Source organism: Streptomyces sp. NPDC126499, assembly GCF_040302485.1.
Classification (GTDB): Bacteria; Actinomycetota; Actinomycetes; order Streptomycetales; family Streptomycetaceae; genus Streptomyces.
In genome coordinates, this window is record NZ_JBEOUO010000022.1 from 1 (window position 1) to 24,042 (window position 24,042).

Here is a 24,042-nt window from a genome sequence, read left to right on the forward strand (position 1 = left end):
CCGCCGGCCGTCCTCGGGCGCCGCCTCCAGCGGGGCCGCCGCCGGACCGGGCCGCAGCCCCGCCCGGCGCCGTACGGTGTGCACGGCGGCCGCGTCGAGCAGCGCGACGGCCGCCGCGTCCCCCGCGCTCCCGGCGGGCGGCTTCCGGTCGGTGCCCAGCAGTGCCGACGTGACGAGCTCTTCCCAGGCGTCCATGGACTCCTCCAGACGTGTGTGGCCGAGTGGTCGGCGACGGTCGACGGTCGGCGGTCGGCGTGCGACGTTTCAGACGGGCGGCACCGTCTCCCCGGCGGGCGGCGACGGTCGACGGTCGGCGTGCGACGTTTCAGGCGAGCGGCACCGTCTCCCCGGGCGGGGGGGCGGCGACGTTCGACGGTCGACGTGCGACGTTTCAGACGAGCGGCACCGTCTCCTCGGGCGCCTCCGGAGCCCAGGCGGCCAGCGGGGTGAACCCCTGATGCCCGATCTCTCCGAAGACGGTGATCGGCCCCCCGCCCGACAGGGCGACGAGACGCCACAGCCCGGAACGCCCTTGCGCGCCCCGCGTCAGCGGCACGGCGCCGCGCTCGTCCGCGCGCCCCCCGGCGCTCGGGGGGACCGGCTCCGGCGGCTCCGCTCCACCCGCGTCGGCCAGCTGCCAGCCGTGGTCCGCGCGGGCCGGGACGACGCCGGAGAGGGTGACCGGCCAGGTGTCCAGCCAGGGGTCCTCCTTCAGGACCCGGCCGTAGGCGGCGAGGGCGTCGGCGAGGGAGGTGCCGGAGGGCGGGGCGGTCGAGGGGGAGAGGCCGAAGCGCTCGACCAGCTCCGCGCGGAGGCCGCCCCCGCCCTCGTACGGCCGCAGTGCGGCGTCGAGCACCGACCCGACCGGCAGCGCGAGTTCGGGCGCCCGGCCCGCGGCGCCGAAGGAGAGGAGGAGGGCCGTGCGGCCGCTGGTGCGGCCGTGGAGCCAGACGCGGCGGGTCGTCAGACGGCCGTCCGCCGAGTCGTACTGGGCGAGCACCAGCCACCCGTCGCGCACCACGGGACCCTCCGGCGGCGCCGACAGGCCGACCCGGCTCCGTACCGTCGCCGCCAGCGGGCCGGGCAGCCGGTCGGTGGACAGCCAGGCGCGGTCGAGGAGATGGGTCAGCGCGCACTCCTCCAGGAGGCGCACCGGCCAGCCGGCCCCCGAGCCCGGTATCGCCCCCAACTCCCGCACCCGGCTCGCGAGCCCCGGCGCCTGCGCGTCGACCATGCGGGCCGCGGTCTCCTCCCACAGCCCGTACCCGGCGGTCTCGGCCGAGGCCAGCCCGCCGCGCAGCAGATCCGCGAGCCGCCGCTCCAACTCCTGCGCGCCCGCGGTGATCCGGGCCGCCCTCCGCTCCGAGCGGCGCCGCGCCGCCTCCGGATCGGCCGGGCCGGTGTCCGCCTCGGCGCGCGCCCCCTCGGCCCGCTCGCGCCGCCCCGCCAGCCACTTCTCCGCCCAGTCCGGCGCCCCCGCCTCCGTGTCCGGCACCCCGCCGCCGGCCCACAGCAACAACAGCCCCAGCGCGTGCTTGCACGGAAACTTCCGGCTCGGACAACTGCACGCGTAGGCCGGGCCGGTGGTGTCCACGACCGTCCGGTACGGCGTCCGCCCGCTGCCTCTGCACAGCCCCCACACGGCCCCCCGACCGCCGCAGCCCGTCCCGGACCACGGGCCGGCCACGCCCAGCTTGCCTCCCGCCCTGCGCGACGCGTCGTCAGGAGCCAGTGCCAGCACCTGATCCGCCGTCCAGCGCACCCCCTGCTCAGTCATACGAACGACCGTACGGGCCACCACTGACAATGCCCCTCGACCGCCTCCCACCTGCGGTTTCCCCGGCCGCGAGCCGATTGTCAGTGGCATGGGGCACCGTGGATCGCACAGCAGGTCGAACGATCTGGAGGGGGACCCATGACCCTGCCCGAAACCACCACCGCGACTGCCGGGGCGACCACCGCGACTGCCACGGCGACCACCGCGGCGACCGCCGCGCACACCTCCCGCGAGACGGTCCTGCGGCCGCACGCCGAGGACGCCTTCGCCCACGAACTCACCGCACTCGCCGCCGCCGACGACCGGCCGCGCCCCACCCGCTGGCGCCTCTCGCCCTGGGCCGTCGCCACCTATCTCCTCGGCGGCACGCTCCCCGACGGCACGGTGATCACACCCAAGTACGTCGGTCCGCGTCGCATCGTCGAGGTCGCCGTCACCACCCTCGCCACCGACCGCGCCCTGCTCCTGCTCGGCGTGCCCGGCACCGCCAAGACCTGGGTCTCCGAGCACCTGGCCGCCGCCGTCAGCGGCGACTCCACGCTCCTCGTCCAGGGCACCGCCGGCACCCCCGAGGAGGCCATCCGCTACGGCTGGAACTACGCGCGGCTGCTCGCCCACGGCCCCAGCCGCGACGCCCTCGTGCCCAGCCCCGTCATGCGGGCCATGGCGCACGGCATGACCGCCCGCGTCGAGGAGCTGACCCGCATCCCCGCCGACGTGCAGGACACCCTCATCACGATCCTGTCCGAGAAGACCCTGCCCATCCCGGAGCTGGGCGAGGAGGTGCAGGCCGTCGGCGGCTTCAACCTCATCGCCACGGCCAACGACCGTGACCGCGGCGTCAACGAGCTCTCCAGCGCGCTGCGCCGCCGCTTCAACACCGTCGTGCTGCCGCTGCCCGCCACCCCGGACGCCGAGGTGGACATCGTCGCGCGGCGCGTCGACCAGATCGGGCGCTCGCTCGACCTCCCCGCCGTGCCGGAGGGCGTGGACGAGATCCGCCGGGTCGTCACCGTCTTCCGCGAGCTGCGCGACGGCGTGACCACCGACGGCCGCACCAAGCTCAAGTCGCCCTCCGGGACGCTCTCGACGGCCGAGGCGATCTCCGTCGTCACCGGCGGACTCGCCCTCGCCGCCCACTTCGGCGACGGCGTGCTGCGCTCCGCCGACGTCGCCGCCGGTCTGCTCGGCGCGGTGATCCGTGACCCGGCGGCCGACCGGGTGATCTGGCAGGAGTACCTGGAGACGGTGGTCCGCGAGAGAGACGGCTGGAAGGACTTCTACCGCGCCTGCCGCGAGGTGAGCGCATGACGCGGCGCATGGGCGGCCCGGCCGCGCGGGTCAGGGGCGCGGGAATCGGTGCGGGTGAGGCGCTGGGTGGCGAGGTGCGTGCTGCCGTTGCGCGGGGCGGGGAGCTCCGCGTCGGCGGTGAGGCGCTGGGGGGTGAGGTGCGTGCTGCCGGTGCGTGGGCCGGCGAGGCCCGCGTCGGCGAGGTGGCCGGTGGTGAGGCGCTGGGTGGTGAGGGCCGTGCGGCGGCCGTCGCCCGCGCCGGAGCGGCTCGCGTCGGGGAGGTGGCCGGTGGTGAGGTACGTGCCGGGGAGGTCCGCGTCGGCCGGGCGGCCGGCCGTGAGGTACGTGCCGGCGTCGGCCGGGGCGGAGAGGGCCGGGCCCGGGCCGTTGGGACGAGCGTCGGCGGCGGGGCCCGCTCCACCGAGGCCGGTGCCGGCACGGTGGACGCCCGCGTGGGCGAGGGCCCCCTCGGCGAGGCCCGCACCGCCGTCGCCGGTGCCGTCGGCGTGCGTACCCCCGTCGGTGCACGCCGTGCCGGCACCACCGGCCCCGGGCCACTCGTGCTCGGCGTGCGGCACCACGGGCCCGGCTCGGCCCGGGCCGTGGCCGCGGCCTTGGAGGCGGGGCGGCCCAAGGCCGTGCTCATCGAGGGGCCGCCCGAAGGCGACGCGCTGGTCGCGCTCGCTGCGGACGAGGAGATGCGGCCTCCCGTCGCCCTGCTCGCGCACGCCGCGGACGACCCGGGGCGGGCCGCGTTCTGGCCCATGGCCGAGTTCTCGCCCGAGTGGGTCGCCATCCGCTGGGCCCTCGCCCACGGCGCCGCCGTCCGCTTCATCGACCTGCCCGCCGCCCACACCCTCGCCGCCACGGACCCCACCTGGGGCGACGAGGACGAGGTCGCCGGCCAGGGACTGCGCGTCGACCCCGTCGCCGAGCTCGCCGGCGCCGCGGGCTACGACGACGCCGAGCGCTGGTGGGAGGACGTCGTGGAACTGCGCGGCGCCGCCGACCCCTTCGCCCCCTTCGAGGCCCTCGCCGACGCCATGGGCGCGCTGCGCGAGGCGTACGGGGACGGGGGCCACCCGCGCGACCTGGTGCGCGAGGCGTACATGCGGATCCAGCTGCGGGCCGCGCAGAAGGAGTTCGGCGACGACGTGGCCGTCGTCTGCGGTGCCTGGCACGTGCCCGCGTTGCTCCGCAGGAGCCGGGTCACCGCCGACCGGGCCCTGCTCAAGGGGCTGCCCAAGGTGAAGACCGAGCTGACCTGGGTGCCGTGGACCCACCGCCGCCTCGCCCGCCGCTCCGGTTACGGCGCGGGCATCGACGCCCCCGGCTGGTACGCGCACCTGTTCTCCGCCCCCGACCGGCCCGTGGAGCGGTGGATGACGAAGGTCGCCGGGCTCTTCCGGGACGAGGACCTGCCCGTCTCCTCCGCCCATGTCATCGAGGCGGTGCGGCTCGCCGACACCCTCGCCGTGCTGCGTGGCCGGCCGCTGCCCGGCCTGGGCGAGACCATCGACGCCGTCCGGGCCGTCATGGGCGACGGCTCCGACGTGCCCCTCGACCTGGTCCGCGACCGGCTCGTCGTCGGCGACGTCCTCGGCACGGTCCCGGCCGGCGCCCCCGCCGTACCGCTCCAGCGCGACCTCGAACGGCTCCAGCGAGCGTTGCGCCTCAAGCCCGAGGCGCACGAGCGCGAGCTCGACCTCGACCTGCGCAGGGACAACGACGCGGCCCGCAGCCGGCTGCTCCATCGGCTCCGGCTGCTGGGCGTCGGCTGGGGCACACCCGTGGCGGGCCGCGGCTCCACCGGCACCTTCCGGGAGAGCTGGCGGCTTCGCTGGGAGCCCGAGCTCCACGTCCAGGTCGCCGAGGCGGGCGTCTGGGGCACCACCGTCGAGGCCGCGGCCACCGCCAAGGCAGCCGCGCAGGCCGCCGCGGCGGAGGACCTCGCGACCGTCACCGCCCTCGCCGAGCAGTGCCTGCTCGCCGGGCTCGGTGACGCCCTGCCCGCCGTGCTGCACGCGCTCGCCGACCGCGCCGCCCTCGACGCGGACGTCGCCCACCTCGCCCAGGCCCTGCCCGCGCTCGCCCGCTCCCTCCGCTACGGCGACGTGCGCGCCACCGACACGACCGCCCTCGCCGAGGTCGCCACCGGCCTCGCCGAACGCATCTGCGTCGGCCTTCCACCCGCTTGCACGGGCCTCGACCCGGACGCCGCCGCCGACATGCGCGACCGAATCGACGCCGTCCACACGGCGATCGGCCTGCTCGCGCCCCTGGCCGGCCCCCCAGCGGTCCGCCCCGACGGGCTGCCCCCGTCCCCCGCCACCGGCCCCGAGGAACGGCCCGCGCCGGAGGACGACGGGCCGGCCCAGGCCCACGACGGCGGACCGGCCGGGGCCGAGGCAGCCCCGCCCGCCACCGCCCTGCCCGCCGGCGCCCAGGCCGTCCAGGCCGTCCAGGGCGCCGGTCCCGCCGCCCGGACCGTCGACGACATCGAGACCGCCACGGCCCGGCTCTCCCCAGGGCACAACGGGCCGCCCGTCAGGGGGGAGGCCCCCGACCACGACACCGGGCTCGCCGCACGGTGGAGCGGCGTGCTGGGGCGGCTGGTCGGGCGGGAGCGGGTGCCGGGGGTGGTGCGGGGGCGGGCCGCGCGGTTGCTGTTCGACGAGGGGCGGATCGCCGAGGGGGAGGCCGCGCGGCTGATGGGTCTCGCGTTGTCGCCCGGTGCCCCGCCCGCCGACGCCGCCGCGTGGATCGAGGGCTTCGTCGGCGGCGCCTCCGGAGGCGGTCTGCTCCTCGTCCACGACGAGCGGCTGCTCGGTCTGGTCGACGACTGGCTGGGCGCCGTACCGGCCGAGGCGTTCACCGACGTGCTGCCCCTGCTGCGCCGGACCTTCGCCGCGTACGAGTCCGGCGTACGCCGCGCCCTCGGCGAGCTCGTCGCCCGTGGCCCCGCCGTCGGCGGCCCCGGCCAGGCCGCCGCCGTCCCCGGCTTCGCGCCGGACGCCGACGAGCGGCGCGCCGACGCCGTCCTGCCCCTGCTCCACCTCATCCTCGGCACGGAGGCACCCGCATGAACGCGACCCCGCACCCGCCCGTCCCCGTCCCCGACCATGTCCCCGTTCCCGTCCCCGACCTCGTGACCGCCGACGACGAGCGGCTGCGCCGCTGGCGGCTGGTCCTCGGCGGCGGTGAGGCCGACGGCACCGGCCGCGCCCTCACCGGCACCGACGCCGCCATGGACGGCGCCCTCGCCGCCCTGTACGACAAGGCGCCGCGCGGCCGCGAGCGCTCGGCCGGGCTCGGCGGATCCGCGCCCTCCGTGGCCCGCTGGCTCGGCGACATCCGCAGGTACTTCCCCAGCACCGTCGTCCAGGTCATGCAGCGCGACGCGATCGACCGCCTCGGGCTCGCCACCCTGCTCCTGGAGCCCGAGACGCTGGAGGCCGTCGAGCCGGACGTCCATCTCGTCGGCACCCTGCTGTCCCTGAACAAGGCCATGCCGGAGACCACCAAGGAGACCGCTCGGGCCGTCGTCCGCAAGGTCGTCGACGACCTGGAGAGGCGGCTCGCCACCCGCACCCGGGCCACCCTCACCGGCGCCCTGGACCGCTCGGCCCGCATCAGCCGCCCCCGCCACCGGGACATCGACTGGGACCGCACCATCCGCGCCAACCTCGCGCACTACCTGCCGGAGTACGGCACGGTCGTCCCCGAGCGGCTGATCGGCTACGGCAGGGCGTCCAGAGCGGTCAGGAAGGAGGTCGTCCTGTGCATCGACCAGTCCGGCTCCATGGCCGCCTCCGTCGTCTACGCCTCCGTCTTCGGCGCCGTCCTCGCCTCCCTGCGGGCGATCACCACCCGACTCGTCGTCTTCGACACCTCCGTCGTCGACCTCACCGACCGGCTCGACGACCCCGTCGACGTGCTCTTCGGCACCCGGCTCGGCGGCGGCACGGACATCAACCGCGCGCTCGCCTACTGCCAGTCGAGGATCACCCGCCCGGCCGACACCGTCGTCGTCCTGATCAGCGACCTCTACGAGGGCGGCATCCGCGACGAGATGCTCAAGCGGGTCGCCGCGATGAAGGCCTCGGGCGTGCAGTTCGTCGCGCTGCTGGCGCTCTCCGACGAGGGCGCGCCCGCCTACGACCGGGAGCACGCGGCCGCGCTCGCGGCCCTCGGCGCCCCCGCCTTCGCCTGCACCCCCGACCTCTTCCCCGAGGTGATGGCCGCCGCCCTCGAGAAGCGCCCGCTGCCGATACCCGCCGCCGACGCGTGAGCCCCGCCGCCTTGCGCCTGCCCCCCGACACGCGCCCCCCCGACACTTGGCCCCGGACACTTGCCCCCCGACACTGGCCCCCGCCGCTTGACCCCCACCCCCGGACGCCCGCCCGGCCCCGCCCCGGCGCACGTAGGAGGAAACCCGCACGACACTGGCCGGCCCCTACGGAATCCGTCACCGGACCCGTACGGAATCCGCACGACCCCCGTTCACCGGACCCGTACGGAATCCGTTGCCGCGACACCACCCGGACGGGTGCCCCATGTGCGGCCGACCTGTCACTGAGGGCCATATCACACTCCGGCCCCGGCGGCCCTCACGTCACCGCACGGCGCGCCGTGAGGGGCCGGACGCCCGCGCGCGGCCTGCCCCGAGGGCGCCGGGAGCCGCCGTCGCAGGGCCTACGGAACGCCCCGTCGCCCCTACGATCTGTGACCCGTATCACCGCTCCGTTGTGACCTGCGATTTAGGGACCCACGGCCCTCGGGGATAACCTGCGAGACGGACATGCCGCGTCCACGGACACCGTGTACGCCTCCCTAGTGACAGCGCAGTCACGTTGCCCTTCGCGGCACGCCCACGCAGACAACGAACCGCGATCATCTAGAAAAGGGACGCGCGTGGACCTGTTCGAGTACCAGGCGAGGGACCTCTTCGCCAAGCACGGTGTACCGGTGCTGGCCGGTGAAGTCATCGACACGCCTGAGGCGGCGCGCGAGGCCACCGAGCGGCTTGGCGGCAAGTCGGTCGTCAAGGCGCAGGTGAAGGTCGGCGGCCGCGGCAAGGCCGGCGGCGTCAAGCTGGCCGCCACCCCGGACGAGGCCGTCGCCCGCGCGACGGACATCCTGGGCATGGACATCAAGGGCCACACGGTCCACAAGGTGATGATCGCGGAGACCGCTCCGGAGATCCTCGAGGAGTACTACGTCTCGTACCTCCTCGACCGCACCAACCGCACCTTCCTCGCCATGGCCTCCGTCGCCGGTGGCATGGACATCGAGGAGGTCGCCGCGACGACCCCCGAGAAGCTGGCGAAGGTGCCGGTCGACGCCAACAACGGCGTCGACATCGAGAAGGCCCGCGAGATCGTCGCGCAGGCGAAGTTCCCGGCCGACGTGGCCGAGAAGGTCGCCGAGATCCTCGTGACCCTGTGGAAGACCTTCGTCGCCGAGGACGCCCTCCTCGTCGAGGTCAACCCGCTGGCGAAGGTCGCCTCCGGCGACGTCATCGCCCTCGACGGCAAGGTGTCCCTGGACGCCAACGCCGACTTCCGTCAGCCCGAGCACGAGGCGCTCGAGGACAAGGCCGCAGCCAACCCGCTCGAGGCTGCTGCCAAGGCCAAGGGCCTCAACTACGTCAAGCTCGACGGCGAGGTCGGCATCATCGGCAACGGCGCCGGCCTGGTCATGTCGACCCTGGACGTCGTCGCGTACGCCGGTGAGAACCACGGCGGCGTGAAGCCCGCCAACTTCCTCGACATCGGCGGCGGCGCCTCCGCCGAGGTCATGGCGAACGGCCTGGAGATCATCCTCGGCGACCCGGACGTCAAGTCCGTGTTCGTCAACGTCTTCGGCGGCATCACCGCCTGTGACGAGGTCGCCAACGGCATCGTGCAGGCCCTGGAGCTTCTCGCCTCCCGTGGCGACGAGGTCACCAAGCCGCTGGTCGTGCGCCTCGACGGCAACAACGCGGAGCTGGGTCGCAAGATCCTGTCGGACGCCAACCACCCGCTGGTCCAGCGCGTGGACACCATGGACGGCGCGGCCGACAAGGCCGCCGAGCTCGCGGCTGCGAAGTAAGGGACGAGGACAAACAGCCATGGCTATCTTCCTCAACAAGGACAGCAAGGTCATCGTCCAGGGCATGACCGGTGCCACGGGCATGAAGCACACCAAGCTCATGCTGGGTGACGGCACCAACATCGTCGGCGGCGTGAACCCGCGCAAGGCCGGCACCAAGGTCGACTTCGACGGCACCGAGGTCCCGGTCTTCGGCACCGTCGCCGAGGCGATGAAGGAGACCGGCGCCAACGTCTCGGTCCTCTTCGTCCCGCCGGCCTTCGCCAAGGCCGCCGTGGTCGAGGCGATCGACGCCGAGATCCCGCTCGCCGTGGTCATCACCGAGGGCATCGCGGTCCACGACTCCGCCGCGTTCTACGCGTACGCGGTGGAGAAGGGCAACAAGACCCGCCTCATCGGCCCGAACTGCCCCGGTCTCATCACCCCGGGCCAGTCCAACGCCGGCATCATCCCGGGCGACATCACCAAGCCGGGCCGCATCGGCCTGGTCTCGAAGTCCGGCACGCTGACGTACCAGATGATGTACGAGCTCCGTGACATCGGCTTCTCCTCCGCCGTCGGCATCGGTGGCGACCCGGTCATCGGCACCACGCACATCGACTGCCTGGCGGCCTTCGAGGCCGACCCGGACACCGACCTGATCGTCATGATCGGCGAGATCGGCGGCGACGCCGAGGAGCGTGCGGCCGACTTCATCAAGGCCAACGTCACCAAGCCGGTCGTCGGGTACGTCGCGGGCTTCACCGCCCCCGAGGGCAAGACCATGGGCCACGCCGGCGCCATCGTCTCCGGCTCCTCCGGCACCGCCCAGGCGAAGAAGGAGGCCCTGGAGGCCGCCGGTGTCAAGGTCGGCAAGACCCCGACCGAGACCGCCAAGCTGGCGCGCGCCATCCTCGCGGGCTGACTCGCACAGCAGCCTGACAGGTCGCCACGAAGCTGACGGCCGTACGTGAGTGGGCCCCGCCCCTCCCGGGAGACCGGGCGGGGGCGGGGCCCACTCACGTACGCGTCACCTCATGTGCCCATGCACGCGCTCACCGACGCGCTCACTCGGGGCGCGGGACCAGCCGCTCAGGACCCGGGTTCGGGGCGGAGCGCAGCTTGTCGCGGAGTTCCCTGTCCTCCGGGCGCAGCTTCTGCGGGCCGCCGCGGACCGGGACGCCGTCGACGACCTGGCCGGGCACGTTGACGGGGATGTACCGGGTCGGCGCGGTCGCCGCCGTGAAGGCCGTGACGCCGATCAGCGCGGCCGTCACCCCCATCACCGCCCGGGTGAACAACCGGGTCCGCCGCTCGCTGCCGGTCCGCACACTGCTCGCCGGGGCCAGCGTCGCCGTCGGCGCCTCCGCGACGAGCGCGCTCAGCCGGCGCTGCAGGGCCTCGGGGTCCGCCAGCTCCGGCACCCGCCGCCCGATGACCGCGCGGGCGTGCAGCAGCCGGTTGCCGGCCGCCGGTGTGCTCGCCTCGGTCTCCGCGGCCGTCTCCGGCAGGTCGAGGCCGAGGCCGTCGTAGAGCAGGACGGTACGGCGGTACGGGGGCGGCAGCTCCAGGAGCGCCCCCAGCAGGGCGCGCCGGGACGCGTCGGTCGGCGGCGAGTCGGGGTGCCGGTGGCGGCGCCGGAAGCGGTGCCAGGGCGAGAGCGCGTACTCGTACGCCGCCGCGCGCACCCAGCCCACCGGATCGCGGTCGACGGCGACCTCGGGCCAGTGCTGCCAGGCGTGGTGGAAGGCGTGCTCGACCGACTCGCGGGAGAGCCGGCGGCGGCCCGTGAGCAAATAGGTCTGGTGGACGAGCCCGGGGGCCGCGTACGCGTACAGCGCGTCGAAGGCCGCCTCCGGGGTGAGCGCGGGCCGATCCGGCTCGTCGGCCTCATCGGCCGCATCGGCCTCGTCCGCCTTGGCGGGCGCGATGGTGTCCGCGAACGCGGCCGACTCGTGGCGCCCGACGGCGTCCCCGGCCGCGACCGGCTCGGCGGTGAGCTCTCCGGACGCGCGCTCCGCCGCCTCGGCGCCCCGTTCGCCCCGCACCACGGTCCGCGGCGCGGGGGAGCCCTCCGGGCCCTCCTCGGACGACTCCGCGGTGGTCGGGTCCACAGGGGCCGGTTCCAGACGCTCCCGCGGCGGGCGGGAGGCGTCCCGAGCTCCGGAGGGCACCACGGCCTTCGGGGGCCGGGCCGTGCCCTTGGCGGCCGGGCGCGGTCGGGTGGCGGCGGGTGCCGGGCGGGCGGGCTTCTCCGTGCGGGGCGCCGTCGGCTCCTCGTACACGCCGAGCAGCTTCGCGTACGCCTCCCGCTTGCGCCCCCTCGGGGAACTGCGGCCGGTCTCCCAGGCGCGGACGGTGGCACGGGTGACCCCCAGAGCCTCCGCGACCTGCTCCTCGCTCAGCGAGAGCACCTCACGCAACCGGCGCCTCTCCTTGGGCGAAGGCAGCGAGACGGACGGACTCGTCGGACTCATCGGCGTCGACCTCCCGCGGCGCAGCTCTGGGCGGAAAAGTACATAAACGTATATTGATCGACACAACGGTCATTCGCCTGTTACGAGGACGAACAGCGTGTCGCTGGCAGCATGGCCCCGTGACGTACGCGACCGAGCAGCGCCCGCCGCTGGCGCCCGACACCGCCGCGACCCGGGGTCTCCGTTCCGCGGCCCTGGCCACCGCCGTCGTGCGCGGCGGCGTCGCGGCCGGCCTCGGACTCGGCGCGCTCTCCGTCCTCGTGATCGCCGCCTGGATCGCCTCGCCCTTCTCCGGCAGCGGCCCCGGCGGCGCCCTGCACACCGCCGCCGGCCTGTGGCTGCTCGCCCACGGCGCGGACCTGATCCGCACCGACACCGTGTCCGGTGTCCCCGCGCCCCTCGGCGTCACCCCGCTGCTGCTCAGCGTCCTGCCGCTGTGGCTCGCGCACCGGGCGGTCCGCGACACCCTCGATCCGGACGACGGCGCTCCCGCGCCCTCGACGGCCGGTGCCGTCGCCGCCGTCGCCGGGGGATACCTGCTGGTCGCGGCCGTGGTCCTGGTCTACACGGAGGCCGGGACGCTGCCCGCGGACCTGCCCACCGCCGGCGCCTGGACCCCGGCCACCGTCCTCGCCGCCGCGGCGGCGGGCGCCTGGACGGCGCACGGCCGCCCGCTGCCCGGCCGGGAGCAGAGCGCGGTCGCCCTGCGCGCGGCCGGACTGGCGCTGGCCGGCCTCCTCGGCGGCGCCTCCCTGCTCACGGCCGTCTCGCTGCTCTGGCACGTCGGCGCGGCACAGGCGTCCTTCCACGGCCTGGCGGGGGAGTGGTCCGGGCGGGCGTCCCTGGCCCTGCTGGTGCTGGCGCTGCTGCCGAACGCCGTCGTCTGGAGCGTCTCGTACGAGCTCGGCCCCGGTTTCTCGCTCGGTACCGACGCCCTGGTCACCCCGCTCGGCTTCACCGGCACCCCGGCCGTGCCCGACTTCCCGCTGCTCGCCGCGCTCCCCGGCGAGGGCCCCACCCGGTGGCTGCACTGGACGGCGGCGGTGATCCCGGCGGTGGCCGCCCTGGCGCTCGGGCGCCGCGTGGGCGGGGCGGCCCGCGCCTGGACGGGCCGGGAGACGGTGCTGGCCGTGCTCGGGGCGTCCTGGGCCTGCGGCGCGGCCGTCGCGGCCCTCGCGGCGGCGGCCGGTGGCCCGCTGGGATCGGACCGGCTCGCGGCCTTCGGCCCGGTGTGGTGGCAGACGGGCGCGGCGGCGGTGCTGTGGTGCACGGCCCTGGGCGCGCCGACGGCCCTGGCGGTACGGGCCTGGGGGCGCCGCCGCCTGCGCCGCGCGTCCGAACGGGCGTCCGACCGGGTGGCCGCCTCGGCCGCGTCCCCGGCCGCACCGGCGCCCTCCGCCTCACGTCCGGGTGCTGGAACGGGCTCCGGAACGGGGCCGGGCGCCTCCGCCGGCAAGAACCGACAGGGGACCGGCTCCCCGCACGCTTCCCTCGCGACCGCCGGCGCCCTCGCCGCCCTCGATGCCCTGGACGCCCTGGACGACGACGCGTCCGACGAGGCCTACGGCTTCCTCCCCGCGGCGTGGGAGCCCTCGGCCGAGCCCGCCACACCGCCGCCGCCCCCAGCTGCGGAGAGCTGACCTCCGCCGTACTCGGTCCCGGTCCGCGCACCGCCGTACGCGTGCCATCGCACGACGTGGCACCGCGAGCACGGCATGGGCACCGCCCGCACGGCATGGCACCGCCCGCGCGGGGCCGACCCGCTCCCGCCCGCCGTCGTCCGCCGCCGCCCCGCCGTCCTACTCCCGCACCCCGAACGTGTCCTGCAGCGGCTTCGGCAGCAGGTCGTTGCAGGCCAGCTGGCTCTGCTTGGTCAGGGCGTCGGCGCGGCACTCGTAGAAGTCCCGGTAGACCAGGTGCATCGCGAAGCCGCTCGCGACGATCAGCAGCGCCACCGCGGAGGCGACCAGGCCGCTGATCGCGGCCGTGCGCTGGGAGCGGGCCGCGCCCGAGGCGGCGGCCGTCTGGGCGGGGGACTGCGGGCCCTCCGGGCTCTTCGGGGCGGCGCGCAGGCCGCTGATCGCCCAGTACACGCCGAGCGCGCCGAGCAGCAGCGCCAGTTCGGGGATGGCGAAGATCGCGAAGAAGAACGCCCACATGCCCGAGAGCACCGCGTACCGCGCCCGCCGCTGGGCCGGGTCGGTCGGGTCCCAGCGGAGGCCCGGACCCTGACCGCCCTCGGGGCCGCCCTGGCCGCCGCCCGAGGGCTGCTCGGGACGGCGGCCGAAACCGTCGGAGGAACGTCCGGGCTGGCTGCTGCTCCAGCCCGGACCGGACGCCGAACCGTCCCCCTGGGAACCCTGCTCCCCCTGTCCCCCCTGTCCCTGCTGCCCTTCCTGACCCTCCGGGCGCCGCGGCTGCCACGGCTGGTCCGGCTGCCCCTCCGGGGGCGGTGCGAACGGGTTGTCGTCGTTCGTGGACTGGCGATCCGGCATGTGCTGGATGTCTTCCCTCTGTCTGTCGTGCGCGGGTGTGGCGTGTCGTCGGACCCAGACGCTACCGCCCGGCCCCGCCCCCGTCCCGTGGGGGCCGTCCGGAGTGCCGGTATCGTTGCTGACGGTCGGCCCCTTCGTAGGGTTCCCCGTATCGAGGGACGCGATTCGTTCGTACGACCGCACAAACACCACGGAAAGAGTGACCCAGTGGCTGCCGCCCGCCTCGTCGTCCTGGTCTCCGGTTCCGGCACGAACCTCCAGGCACTGCTCGACGCGATCGCCGCCGACCCCGAGGGCTACGGCGCCGAGATCGTCGCCGTCGGCGCCGACCGCGACGGCATCGCCGGACTCGACCGGGCCGAACGCGCCGGGCTCCCCACCTTCGTGTGCCGCGTCAAGGACTACGCGACGCGCGAGCTGTGGGACCGCTCCCTGGCCGAGGCCACCGCCGCGTACGAGCCGGACCTCGTCGTCTCGGCCGGCTTCATGAAGATCGTCGGCAAGGAGTTCCTCGCCCGCTTCGGAGGCCGGTTCGTCAACACCCACCCGGCGCTGCTCCCCAGTTTTCCCGGTGCCCACGGCGTGCGCGACGCGCTCGCCTACGGGGCGAAGGTCACCGGATGCACCGTCCACTTCGTCGACGACGGTGTCGACACCGGCCCGATCATCGCGCAGGGCGTGGTCGAGGTGCGGGACGAGGACGATGAAGCCGCGCTCCACGAGCGCATCAAGGAAGTCGAGCGCTCGCTGCTCGTCGAGGTCGTGGGGCGCCTCGCCCGCAACGGCTACAGCATTGAGGGACGAAAGGTTCATGTCGGTGAACACGGACACCGTTAAGCCCATCCGCCGCGCGCTGGTCAGCGTCTACGACAAGACGGGGCTCGAGGAGCTGGCCCGCGGTCTGCACGAGGCCGGGGTCGAGCTGGTCTCCACCGGCTCCACCGCGTCGAAGATCGCCGCGGCCGGCGTTCCGGTCACCAAGGTCGAGGAGCTGACCGGCTTCCCCGAGTGCCTGGACGGCCGGGTCAAGACCCTCCACCCGCGCGTGCACGCCGGCATCCTCGCCGACCTGCGCCTGGAGTCCCACCGCGAGCAGCTGGCCGAGCTGGGCGTCGAGCCCTTCGACCTGGTCGTCGTGAACCTCTACCCGTTCCGGGAGACCGTCGCCTCCGGCGCCACCCCCGACGAGTGCGTCGAGCAGATCGACATCGGCGGCCCGTCCATGGTCCGCGCCGCCGCCAAGAACCACCCGTCGGTGGCCATCGTCACCAGCCCCGAGCGCTACGCCGACGTCCTCGGCGCGGTCAAGGCCGGCGGCTTCGACCTGGCCGCCCGCAAGCGGCTGGCCGCCGAGGCCTTCCGGCACACCGCCGCGTACGACGTGGCCGTCGCCGGCTGGTTCGCCGACGACTACGCGGCGGCCGACGACAGCGGCTTCCCCGGCTTCCTCGGCGCCACCTACGAGCGCAAGAACGTGCTCCGCTACGGCGAGAACCCCCACCAGGGCGCCGCGCTGTACGTCGACGGCACGGGCGGCCTCGCCGAGGCAGAGCAGCTGCACGGCAAGGAGATGTCGTACAACAACTTCACGGACACCGACGCCGCGCGCCGGGCCGCGTACGACCACGACGAGCCGTGCGTCGCGATCATCAAGCACGCCAACCCGTGCGGCATCGCGGTCGGCGCCGACGTCGCCGAGGCGCACCGCAAGGCCCACGCCTGCGACCCGCTGTCCGCGTTCGGCGGCGTGATCGCCGTCAACCGCCCGGTGTCGGTCGAGATGGCCGAGCAGGTCGCCGAGATCTTCACCGAGGTCATCGTGGCCCCCGGCTACGAGGACGGCGCGGTGGAGATCCTCGCCCGCAAGAAGAACATCCGCGTGCTGCGCGCCGAGGGCGCCCCGGCGAACCCGGTCGAGGTCAAGCCCATCGACGGCGGCGCCCTCCTCCAGGTCACCGACCGCCTCCAGGCCGACGGCGACGACCCGGCCCACTGGACCCTCGCCACCGGCGAGGCCCTCTCGGCCGAGGAGCTGGCCGAGCTGTCCTTCGCCTGGAAGGCGTGCCGCGCGGTCAAGTCCAACGCGATCCTGCTCGCCAAGGACGGCGCCTCGGTCGGCGTCGGCATGGGCCAGGTCAACCGCGTCGACTCCGCGAAGCTGGCCGTCGAGCGGGCCGGCGAGGAGCGGGCCCGCGGCTCGTACGCCGCCTCCGACGCGTTCTTCCCCTTCCCCGACGGCCTGGAGATCCTGACCGCCGCCGGCGTGAAGGCGGTCGTCCAGCCGGGCGGTTCGGTGCGGGACGAGCAGGTGATCGAGGCCGCGAAGAAGGCGGGCGTGACGATGTACTTCACGGGCACGCGCCACTTCTTCCACTGATCCCCGCGTCGAGCGACGCCGGGGCCCGCCGGTACGAGCCGCGTACCGGCGGGCCCTGGCGTGCGTCCGTGGTCAGCTCATCCAGCGGTCGCAGGTGTTGACCCACTTGTGGGACACGATGTTGTCGTTCATGTTGCGGCCGTTGCTGAAGGTGTTGCGGGACAGGTCGTCGACGTAGTACTCGTACGGCGACAGGCAGCTGTAGCCGCCGCCGTAGCCCGCGTAGTAGTAGAACGCCACGATGGCGTAGCTGCCCGTGTAGCCGGCGTTCATCACGGACGAGGCCCTGTTGGCCGCGTTGGTGAAGCCGCCGCCCGCCGCGTTCCAGTCGGCGTCGTCGCCCGGCGTACCGCCGAGGTAGCCGGAACAGTGCGTCTGGTCGTACGCGTACACATTGCCGTTGCGACCCGGCCAGACGCTGTCGCAGTTGCCGGTCGCGCCGGTGCCGGCGGCCTGGGCGGAGGCCGCGGGGGCCACCAGGCCGGCGACGGCCAGGCCGAGCGCGGCGAGGGACTTGCCGAACGTGCGCATGGAGCACTCCCATCGGTAGTGGAGCATTTCGGAACATTCGGGATATCGCGTGGTGGGGTACCTCGGGATATCCGGGTCATTGCGCGGTGGGACAACTCGGGGCATGGCCGTGGTGGGGCGTCAGACGCGGGGGCCGGTGATCCGGGCCGCGCGCTCGAGGGCCTGGCGCTGCAGCCGCCGATGGGTGTCGAGCGTCTCGCCGTACTCGGGGCGCAGGGCGTTCAGGTAGTGGGTCTGGCGCTCACGGGCGACCGAGGCGAGGCCGGTCGTCCGGGCGCACTCCGCCTCCGCGACCGCGGTGCGGACCTCGGTGGCGAAGTCTCCGGCCCGGCCCGCCGCCTCGCGGGCGGCCGTCGGATCGGGATACGGGAACCCGGACCGCTTCATGCACGCGGCCCACGACGCGAGGGCGGCGGTGAACCGCTCGTCGCGCAGGATCCGGGGGACGTACAGCGGCTGGAGGTTGCCGGCCGCCTTGTCGGCCCGGAACCAGGCCTCCGGGGCGCCGTACAGCGTCTTCTCGGCCTCCAGGGAGCAGCCGCCGAGGCGTTTTCGGATGGAGCCGCGCCCGTCCGGGAGCCGGGCGGTGAGCACGGTCGCCTCCGAGCCGCCGTCGAGCGCCTGGTCGTACGCCCGGCGGCGCTCGGCGGAGAGCCGGGCCCGGTAGGTGCCGTTCGGGTTCGCCTGCCGGGCCCGGTCCACTTTCCCCTGGATCCGGCTGCCGTAGCCGTGCGTCCGGGCCCAGGCGAGGTCGTCGCTGACGTATCCCGGCGTGCGGCTCTCGGCCAGGCTCAGGCGCGGACCGGTCCAGTACGAGAAGCCGGCCCGGTTCATGCACCGCTTGATCAGCACCTCGTGGGCGTCGGAGATCCGCAGCTTCTCGGCCTCGGTCAGCTCGGGCCCCGGACCGGCCGCGGGCCGCGCCCCGGACCCGGACCCGGACCCCGGTCCGGGCCGGGAGGTCTCCTCGGCGCATCCGGTCGTGACGGCCGCGACGACCGCCACGACCGCGCACAGCCGCACGAACACGCGTTTCATCCTCGGTCCCCCTCGTGGCCGCGCCGTTCCTCCGCGGCGCAGTCACACCATGAGGCCGCGGCCCGGCCGGGGGTACCTCGTAACTCCTAGGGAGCCCTACGGGCACTCCCCGCCCCACCGCACCGACGCGATCGTCCGGCCACCGGGCGGGAAGTCGCCGCGTCCCTCCGCCCAGCCGTAGTGCAGGCACTGTGAGCCGCCCTCGGCGAAGCCGACGTAGACGTGGTCGTAACCGGGTTGGGGGTTGCCGTTGTTGAAGAAGGACCGGCGCAGACCGCAGGTGCCGGAGGGGGCGTCCGTGGCGGTCGTGCAGACCGTGCCCGTGCCGCCGGTGCCGGAGTAGAAGCAGACGTGACCGGCCGGGCAGCCCGCCCACGGCGCCGGCTGCGGGGCGGAGCAGTTCCGGCTGGTGACGGACGGCCACTCGGCGTGGGGGCCGCTGTACTCGACGCCGTCGAAGTGGACCGGCACGCGGTGGGACTCGTCGGTGAAGTCCCCGGAGGCGCGGTGGCGCTGCTCGTAGTGGAGGTGGGCCCAGGTGGACGCACCCGTGGTGCCGACGCTGCCGATCCGGGTCGCGCCGGTGACCGCCTGGCCCACGCGCACGAAGGCGTCGGGGGCCTCCTGGAGGTGGTAGTAGGCGGTGAACCAGCCGTTGCCGTGGTTGATCTGGAGGGTGTTGCCGGAGCCGTTGTTCCAGTACGCGGCGGAGACGGTGCCGGGCGCGGAGGCGTACACCGGGCGGCCGGCCGAGCCCGGGTTCCCCTCGGCGACGATGTCGAGGGCGGGGTCGTGGCCCCAGGTGTCGAGCTGCCACGTCGTCCCGCAGGCGAAGGGCAGTTGGAAGGCCGGCTTGCCCGGCGGCGGGGCGGCGGCCCGTGCGGTGCCGGTGCCGGCGGTGAGGAGGACACCAGCGGCGACGGCCGCGAGGGCCAGAAGCAGCGCGAGGGCGGCGCGCGGTGATGTGAAGGACATGGGAACCCCTTTCTTCCGAGGAGTCACCACCGTCACCGCGCGCGCCGCCCCGTGCGTACTCACAACTCAGAGGGTGCGGTGCACCGGGTGACCCACGCGTGTGAGCGCGGGCGCACCGGCGCCGAGAAGTTCAGCCGGGTCCCCCGGCGCAGACAGCCGAGGTGCTGCTGGTGCGCGCCCTCGGCGTAGTAGTCGACGTCGGGGAGGGAGGTCCCTTCCTCGGGTCCGAACCCGTTGTTGAACACCGACCTGACCGGGCCGGTGATCGCCCAGGGGCAGCGCGTGGCGTCACTCGCGGCCCAGTCCTTCGCGCTGCCCTGCCACAGGCACATCTCGCCCTTGCCGTCGCGCTTGCCGAAGAAGCACACGGCGCCGGGCGTACACCGTTCGTAGCCCGGCTCCGGGGCCCCGCCGCCCGAGGTGACCGGACCCGCCCCGAGACCGAGCACGGCCCCGGCCGCGACCAGCACCGTCCCGCGTACCAGCGCCCGGGCCCGGCCGCGCCGCCGCGGCACCCGCCCCCGCGCCGCCTCCCGCACCCGCTCCAGGAGCAGGGTGGCGTCGTGCGGGTAACGGGTCTCGTGGGTGCGTCCGAGGCAGTCGGCGACGATCCGGCGCCAGGGTTCGGGCAGGGCGGGGGAGAGGCGCAGGTCCTCGGTGCCGCGGGCGTAGCCGAGGGCGGCGTCGCGGCGGGCGGCCGGGGTGCCGCCGGGCAGCGGGTGGGTGCCGGTGAGGACGAGGTGGGCGAGGACGCCGAAGGCCCAGATGTCGCCGCTGGGCCGGACCCGGACACCGCGGACGCCGGTCTCCGGCCAGAGCAGCTCGGGCGGGGTGTAGTCGGGCGTGGCGAAGCCGGGACCATAGGCGTGGGTGCCCTCCAGCTCGCAGGCGGTGCTGAAGTCGCCGAGCCGTACGCCGCCGTCGGCCATCAGGAGCACGTTGCCGGGTTTGAGGTCGCCGTGGACCCAGCCGGCGTCGTGGAGCTGGTGGAGGCCCTCGCAGATCTGCACGAGCAGGGCGGGCCCGTCGGGCAGGGGCGTGGGGCCGGCCGCGTCGAGAACGGACTGCAGGGACCGTTCGGCCTGTTCGAGTACGAGGACGGTGGCGCCGTCCAGTTCCGGGTCGGCGGGGTCGTCGACGGTGAGCGTCTCGTACAGCCGGATGAGCCGGGGCGCCCGCAACCGGCTCAGGAGCTCGATCTCGCGCTCGGCGAGATCCTTGAGATGGCGCAGCCCACGCGGGGTGCGGGTGCCGGTCGGCAGGAATTTCAGTGCCACGGTCTCCGGGAGGTCGGTGCCGGGGACGCGGTGGCCGGTGCCGGTGCCGGTGCCGGGGGCGCGGTCGTCGGTCGCGGGGGCACGGTGGTCCGTGGCGGGGACGCGGTGGCCGGTGCCGGGGGTCCGGGGTGTCGTGGCGGGGGCCGTGGTCCGGTGTGCCGCGTACACGCTGGCGAAGGCGCCCGCGCCGAGCGGCCGCTCGACCGTCCAGGCGCCGACCCGGTAGCCCGGCTCCACGACCAGCGGGAAGCCGTCGAGGGCGGAGGAGTCGCGGGGCAGAGCGGTCACCGGGCCACCGCCAGGGCCGTCAGGTCGTCCTCGCGGACGAGGTCGAAGCGGAGGGCGAGGGAGACCAGCGTCTCCTTCTTGCCGTTGAGGCGGGGCCCCGCGTCCGCGTGCTCGGGGCCGGGTTTGAGCCGCAGTTTCACGGCCAGGTAGTCGATGTTCCACTGCACCGCCGCCCGGTTGGCGCCCGGCCACACCGGCTTCAGGCGGGTGGCCACCGCGTCGACGGTGGGCAGCGGGGCGTGCGGGTTGCCCCGCAGCCGTGGCTCGCACAGCGCGGCCAGGACCAGGAAGTACCGCTTGGTCCGGTCGAGCGGGAAGGCGAGCGCGGTCGGCTCGCCGCCGTCGGCGCCGGGCAGGTGCTCCACGTAGTCGTGGCGCGGCGCCCACACCGAGAAGTCGATCAGCTCCCCGCCGGCCGGCAGCACGACCCGGGAGAACTCGAACGGTACGGGCGCGCCGACCCGCCCCGGCGCGATCTTGATGTGTTCTCCGGCGCCCTCCGGGTTCTCCACGACGTAGGTGGCGGCGCGGCTGAAGTTGCTGAGGACCCAGTGGTCGCCGGTGGCGCCGATCTCGCCCGCCGAGCGGGACACCCCGGGATGCGGGATGTCCAGATGCCGCCGCGGGCCGATGACGGCTCCCGCGGGGCCGGTGGCCGGGCGGGGGGCCGTCCGGCCGAAGTGGAGCCGGTCGCCGGGGGCCAGCCTGATCTGGTCGGTGGTCCCCGCGGAGTGGGCGGGCACCACGATGATGCTGTACCGGGTGTCGTACGGCGTGCTGTGCAGGGTGCTGTGTGTGGAGCCGGACATGTCGGTGGACATGGCGCTTCCTTTCCCCGAGGTCTGCCGAGGCGAGGGTAGGGAGCCGCGATAAACGACCGCGGAACGCCGGCCACCGATCCGCCGGCCCTCCGCCACCGCCTGCCGGCGGACCGCCGCGCCGTCACCGGCTCCCGGCCCCCGCCCCCGGCTCCCGGACACCCGCGTCCCCTGCCCCCGCCCCCGGCTCCCGGACACCCGCGTCCCCTGCCCCCGCCCCCCGCCGTCGATTCCGCCGGTCGAGTGGACTCTGTTCTAATGGGTTGCTCTTTGTCGGCGGCTGGTCCATGGGGGCACGGTGTTGGATGTGCACGACGGTTCCGCGGCGGAGCCCTCCGCCCCGGCGGACGGCCGGCGGCCGTCCGGCGAGGACGTTCCCGCGGCGCCGCCGGAGCCCGCGCCCGCGCCCCTCCTCCCGTACGCGCTGATCGCGACCGTCCTCTGCGGGCTCTACTTCCTCTACTCGTGGGTCCAGTACGAGCGCTTCCGCACGCCCTCCTGGGACCTCGGGATCTTCGAGCAGTCCGTCCGGGCCTACGCCGAGCTGCGCGCGCCGATCGTCGACATCAAGGGCCCCGGCTTCCTCATACTCGGGGACCATTTCAGCCCGGTGACCGCGCTCCTCGCGCCGCTCTACTGGGTCTGGTCCTCCCCGCTCGTCCTGCTGCTCGCCCAGGCGGCGCTGTTCGCCGCCTCCGCCGTCGTCGTCGGCCGCACCGCCCAGCAGGTGCTCGGCAGCCGGGCGGCCGGGATCGGCCTCACCGTGGCGTACGGGCTGTCCTGGGGGCTCCAGGAAGCGGTCAAGTCCGACTTCCACGAGATCGCCTTCGCCGTCCCGCTGCTCGCCCTGACCTGCCGGGCCCTGCTCCTGGGCCGCTGGAACGCGGCCGTCGCCTGGTCCGTGCCGCTCGTCCTCGTCAAGGAGGACATGGGCCTGACCGTCGCCATGGTCGGCGCCGTCCTCGTCGTCAAGGGCCAGAAGCGGCTCGGCGCCGCCCTCGCCGGATTCGGCGCGGCGTTCTTCGCGCTGACCGTGCTGGTCCTCATCCCGGCCGCGAGCCGGGTGGGCCAGTACGACTACTGGGCCAAGATCGAGAAGACCGGCGACGGCGCCGAGGTCTCCTTCCTCGACTCCGTCCTCGGGGCCTTCGCGCACGGCGAGAAGTGGGAGATGCTCCTCTTCCTCGTCGGCATCACCGGCTTCCTGTGCCTGCGGTCGCCGCTGATGCTGCTCGTGCTGCCGACGCTCGGCTGGCGCTTCCTCTCCCACGACCCCAACCACTGGGGCATGCTCTGGCACTACAGCGCCATCCTCATGCCGGTCGTCTTCCTCGCCCTGGTCGACGCGGTCCGCGCCGTCCGCAGCTCGCCGCGCCCCTGGCTCTCGGCGTACGGGAAGGTCGTCGTCCCCGTCGTCACGGCGATCGCGATCGTGCACGCCCTGGACATGCCGCTGCGCGAGCTGCTGCGCTCCGAGACCTACCGCACCGACGCCCGCACCCTGGACGCGCGGCGGGCGGTGGCCGCGGTGCCGGAGGGCACGAGCGTGGAGACCAACGTGACGCTGATGGCCCATCTGACCGGGGACCGCAAGGTCTACTGGGTCGGCGGGGCCCAGGGTGTCAGCCCCGACTATCTCGCCCTCGACCTCGCCTCCGGCTGGTCCCAGCCGGTCACCGACCCGGTCGGCCTGGCCGCCCAGCTCCACCCGGAGGCGCGCTACGAGCTCTCGGCGCAGGCGGGGCAGTTCGTGGTGCTGAAGCGGAAATAGGCGCGTACGCGCACGAGGCGCGTACGGACGGAGACGCATACGCAAGAGGCCCCGTACGAGCGGAGCCGCGTACGCGAGAGGCGCGTACGGAACGACACGCGCACGCACGCGGGCGGGCCCCCGGTTCTCCTCGAACCGGGGGCCCGCCCGCATCCGTCCGTCAGGGTGCCGCGGTCAGCGGTTCTCCTTGACGACGACGGTGCTGCAGATCTTGTCGGAGAAGGTCTGCTTCTTGGCGTCCCAGATGGGCCACAGGTAGCCGAGGTAGCAGGCGATGCTGTCGACGAAGTGGGCCAGCTGGCGCAGGAAGGCCATGCCGAAGCCGAGCGGGGCACCGGTCGCCTCGCGCAGCGTGCGCGTGCCGACGATCTTCTTGCCGATGGTCTGGCCGGTGGCGCCCTCCTTGTAGACCTGGAAGAAGAACATGCCGACCATGTAGAGGAACGCGACCAGGGCCAGGACGCCGCCCACACCGCCGCCCTCGTTGTCGACCGCCACGCCGATGCCGACCAGCAGGTAGTACGGGCCCATCATGATGACCGTGTCGATCAGGCGGGACAGGAAGCGCCAGCCCCAGTGGGCCAGCGGCGGCTGGGCCCCGTAGCCCATCGGGGCCTGCGGGTAGCCACCGCCGTACGGCTGCTGGACCGGCGGCGCCTGCGGGTAGCCGTACTGCTGCGGCACGCCCTGGGGGGCCTGCTGGGGGTAGCCGTATCCGGGCTGACCCTGGGGCTGGCCGTATCCGGGCTGTCCCTGGGGCTGGCCGTAACCGGGCTGCTGCCCGTAGGGGTTGTTCGGGTCGCCGAAGCTCATCGAGGGGTTCCTCCGTGGGGTATCTCGCGGGGACGACGCGGCC

At 74.6% G+C, this 24,042-nt stretch carries 19 protein-coding genes and 1 pseudogene; 9 read left to right on the forward strand and 11 right to left on the reverse strand.

Annotated features, from left to right (window positions below):
- Positions 1–195, reverse strand: a pseudogene (locus ABTZ91_RS26745) (hypothetical protein); the annotation flags it as partial.
- A 196-nt stretch (positions 196–391) separates the two neighbouring features.
- On the reverse strand, positions 392–1,777 hold the full coding sequence (locus tag ABTZ91_RS26750; protein ID WP_352079798.1) for an SWIM zinc finger family protein: 1,386 nt from the start codon (positions 1,775–1,777) through the stop codon (positions 392–394).
- A gap of 138 nt (positions 1,778–1,915) precedes the next feature.
- On the opposite strand from ABTZ91_RS26750, the gene ABTZ91_RS26755 reads away from it, so the two are divergent.
- On the forward strand, positions 1,916–3,088 hold the full coding sequence (locus ABTZ91_RS26755; RefSeq protein WP_352079799.1) for an AAA family ATPase: 1,173 nt from the start codon (positions 1,916–1,918) through the stop codon (positions 3,086–3,088).
- Here the strand turns inward: ABTZ91_RS26755 and ABTZ91_RS26760 are convergent.
- Entirely contained in the window at positions 3,058–3,648 is a 591-nt protein-coding gene (locus ABTZ91_RS26760) for a hypothetical protein (protein ID WP_352079800.1), read from the reverse strand. The two genes, ABTZ91_RS26755 and ABTZ91_RS26760, sit on opposite strands and share 31 nt — an antisense overlap.
- Between ABTZ91_RS26760 and ABTZ91_RS26765 the strand changes: the two genes are divergently transcribed.
- From ABTZ91_RS26765 to sucD, 4 genes are all read left to right on the forward strand, one after another.
- The gene (locus tag ABTZ91_RS26765; RefSeq protein WP_352079801.1) at positions 3,574–6,153 is read left to right on the forward strand and encodes a DUF5682 family protein; all 2,580 of its coding nucleotides are present in this window, start codon (positions 3,574–3,576) and stop codon (positions 6,151–6,153) included. The genes ABTZ91_RS26760 and ABTZ91_RS26765 overlap by 75 nt on opposite strands.
- Positions 6,150–7,358: a VWA domain-containing protein gene (locus ABTZ91_RS26770; RefSeq protein WP_407078028.1), complete on the forward strand. Its 1,209-nt coding sequence runs from the start codon at positions 6,150–6,152 to the stop codon at positions 7,356–7,358. Before ABTZ91_RS26765 ends, ABTZ91_RS26770 begins: the two co-directional genes overlap by 4 nt.
- Positions 7,359–7,981: 623 nt before the next feature.
- Positions 7,982–9,160 (forward strand): ADP-forming succinate--CoA ligase subunit beta, encoded by a 1,179-nt coding sequence (gene sucC, locus ABTZ91_RS26775; RefSeq protein WP_345486178.1) that lies wholly within the window; start codon positions 7,982–7,984, stop codon positions 9,158–9,160.
- A 19-nt stretch (positions 9,161–9,179) separates the two neighbouring features.
- Positions 9,180–10,064, forward strand: a complete 885-nt coding sequence (gene sucD / locus ABTZ91_RS26780) for a succinate--CoA ligase subunit alpha (protein WP_345486177.1) — start codon at positions 9,180–9,182, stop codon at positions 10,062–10,064.
- A 142-nt stretch (positions 10,065–10,206) separates the two neighbouring features.
- Here sucD and ABTZ91_RS26785 read toward each other — a convergent pair whose 3' ends face one another.
- Positions 10,207–11,616 (reverse strand): sigma factor-like helix-turn-helix DNA-binding protein, encoded by a 1,410-nt coding sequence (locus ABTZ91_RS26785; RefSeq protein ID WP_352079802.1) that lies wholly within the window; start codon positions 11,614–11,616, stop codon positions 10,207–10,209.
- Positions 11,617–11,735: 119 nt separating this feature from the next.
- Between ABTZ91_RS26785 and ABTZ91_RS26790 the strand changes: the two genes are divergently transcribed.
- Entirely contained in the window at positions 11,736–13,256 is a 1,521-nt protein-coding gene (locus ABTZ91_RS26790; RefSeq protein WP_352079803.1) for a DUF6350 family protein, read from the forward strand.
- A gap of 159 nt (positions 13,257–13,415) precedes the next feature.
- Here ABTZ91_RS26790 and ABTZ91_RS26795 read toward each other — a convergent pair whose 3' ends face one another.
- A complete protein-coding gene (locus ABTZ91_RS26795) occupies positions 13,416–14,111 on the reverse strand; it encodes a hypothetical protein (protein ID WP_352079804.1) in 696 nt (231 codons plus the stop codon).
- A 207-nt stretch (positions 14,112–14,318) separates the two neighbouring features.
- On the opposite strand from ABTZ91_RS26795, the gene purN reads away from it, so the two are divergent.
- Together purN and purH are read left to right on the forward strand one after the other, a co-directional pair.
- Positions 14,319–14,948 (forward strand): phosphoribosylglycinamide formyltransferase, encoded by a 630-nt coding sequence (gene purN, locus ABTZ91_RS26800; RefSeq protein WP_352079805.1) that lies wholly within the window; start codon positions 14,319–14,321, stop codon positions 14,946–14,948.
- On the forward strand, positions 14,923–16,488 hold the full coding sequence (purH, locus tag ABTZ91_RS26805) for a bifunctional phosphoribosylaminoimidazolecarboxamide formyltransferase/IMP cyclohydrolase (protein ID WP_352079806.1): 1,566 nt from the start codon (positions 14,923–14,925) through the stop codon (positions 16,486–16,488). Before purN ends, purH begins: the two co-directional genes overlap by 26 nt.
- Positions 16,489–16,560: 72 nt before the next feature.
- Here purH and ABTZ91_RS26810 read toward each other — a convergent pair whose 3' ends face one another.
- From ABTZ91_RS26810 to ABTZ91_RS26830, 5 genes are all read right to left on the reverse strand, one after another.
- Positions 16,561–17,019 (reverse strand): hypothetical protein, encoded by a 459-nt coding sequence (locus tag ABTZ91_RS26810; protein ID WP_352079807.1) that lies wholly within the window; start codon positions 17,017–17,019, stop codon positions 16,561–16,563.
- Positions 17,020–17,139: 120 nt separating this feature from the next.
- Positions 17,140–18,057: a hypothetical protein gene (locus ABTZ91_RS26815; RefSeq protein ID WP_352079808.1), complete on the reverse strand. Its 918-nt coding sequence runs from the start codon at positions 18,055–18,057 to the stop codon at positions 17,140–17,142.
- A gap of 96 nt (positions 18,058–18,153) precedes the next feature.
- Entirely contained in the window at positions 18,154–19,032 is an 879-nt protein-coding gene (locus ABTZ91_RS26820; protein WP_352079809.1) for a M23 family metallopeptidase, read from the reverse strand.
- 59 nt (positions 19,033–19,091) lie between these two features.
- On the reverse strand, positions 19,092–20,597 hold the full coding sequence (locus ABTZ91_RS26825; protein WP_352079810.1) for a protein kinase domain-containing protein: 1,506 nt from the start codon (positions 20,595–20,597) through the stop codon (positions 19,092–19,094).
- Positions 20,594–21,406, reverse strand: coding sequence for an FHA domain-containing protein (locus ABTZ91_RS26830; protein ID WP_352079895.1), 813 nt, complete (start codon positions 21,404–21,406; stop codon positions 20,594–20,596). Before ABTZ91_RS26830 ends, ABTZ91_RS26825 begins: the two co-directional genes overlap by 4 nt.
- Positions 21,407–21,713: 307 nt before the next feature.
- On the opposite strand from ABTZ91_RS26830, the gene ABTZ91_RS26835 reads away from it, so the two are divergent.
- Positions 21,714–23,186 (forward strand): DUF2079 domain-containing protein, encoded by a 1,473-nt coding sequence (locus ABTZ91_RS26835; protein WP_407078029.1) that lies wholly within the window; start codon positions 21,714–21,716, stop codon positions 23,184–23,186.
- 174 nt (positions 23,187–23,360) lie between these two features.
- On the opposite strand, the gene ABTZ91_RS26840 is transcribed toward ABTZ91_RS26835, so the two are convergent.
- A complete protein-coding gene (locus tag ABTZ91_RS26840) occupies positions 23,361–23,999 on the reverse strand; it encodes an RDD family protein (protein ID WP_352079812.1) in 639 nt (212 codons plus the stop codon).
- Positions 24,000–24,042 lie beyond the last annotated feature (43 nt).

Bases quoted from the DNA above. Each gene is read 5' to 3' on its own strand.
- ABTZ91_RS26785 (WP_352079802.1), bottom strand. From the start codon at position 11,616: ATGAGTCCGACGAGTCCGTCCGTCTCGCTGCCTTCGCCCAAGGAGAGG.
- ABTZ91_RS26770 (WP_407078028.1), top strand. From the start codon at position 6,150: ATGAACGCGACCCCGCACCCGCCCGTCCCCGTCCCCGACCATGTCCCC.
- ABTZ91_RS26815 (WP_352079808.1), bottom strand. From the start codon at position 18,057: ATGAAACGCGTGTTCGTGCGGCTGTGCGCGGTCGTGGCGGTCGTCGCG.
- ABTZ91_RS26755 (WP_352079799.1), top strand. From the start codon at position 1,916: ATGACCCTGCCCGAAACCACCACCGCGACTGCCGGGGCGACCACCGCG.
- ABTZ91_RS26795 (WP_352079804.1), bottom strand. From the start codon at position 14,111: ATGCCGGATCGCCAGTCCACGAACGACGACAACCCGTTCGCACCGCCC.
- ABTZ91_RS26830 (WP_352079895.1), bottom strand. From the start codon at position 21,406: ATGTCCGGCTCCACACACAGCACCCTGCACAGCACGCCGTACGACACC.
- sucD (WP_345486177.1), top strand. From the start codon at position 9,180: ATGGCTATCTTCCTCAACAAGGACAGCAAGGTCATCGTCCAGGGCATG.
- ABTZ91_RS26820 (WP_352079809.1), bottom strand. From the start codon at position 19,032: ATGTCCTTCACATCACCGCGCGCCGCCCTCGCGCTGCTTCTGGCCCTC.
- ABTZ91_RS26750 (WP_352079798.1), bottom strand. From the start codon at position 1,777: ATGACTGAGCAGGGGGTGCGCTGGACGGCGGATCAGGTGCTGGCACTG.
- ABTZ91_RS26840 (WP_352079812.1), bottom strand. From the start codon at position 23,999: ATGAGCTTCGGCGACCCGAACAACCCCTACGGGCAGCAGCCCGGTTAC.
- purH (WP_352079806.1), top strand. From the start codon at position 14,923: ATGTCGGTGAACACGGACACCGTTAAGCCCATCCGCCGCGCGCTGGTC.
- ABTZ91_RS26810 (WP_352079807.1), bottom strand. From the start codon at position 17,019: ATGCGCACGTTCGGCAAGTCCCTCGCCGCGCTCGGCCTGGCCGTCGCC.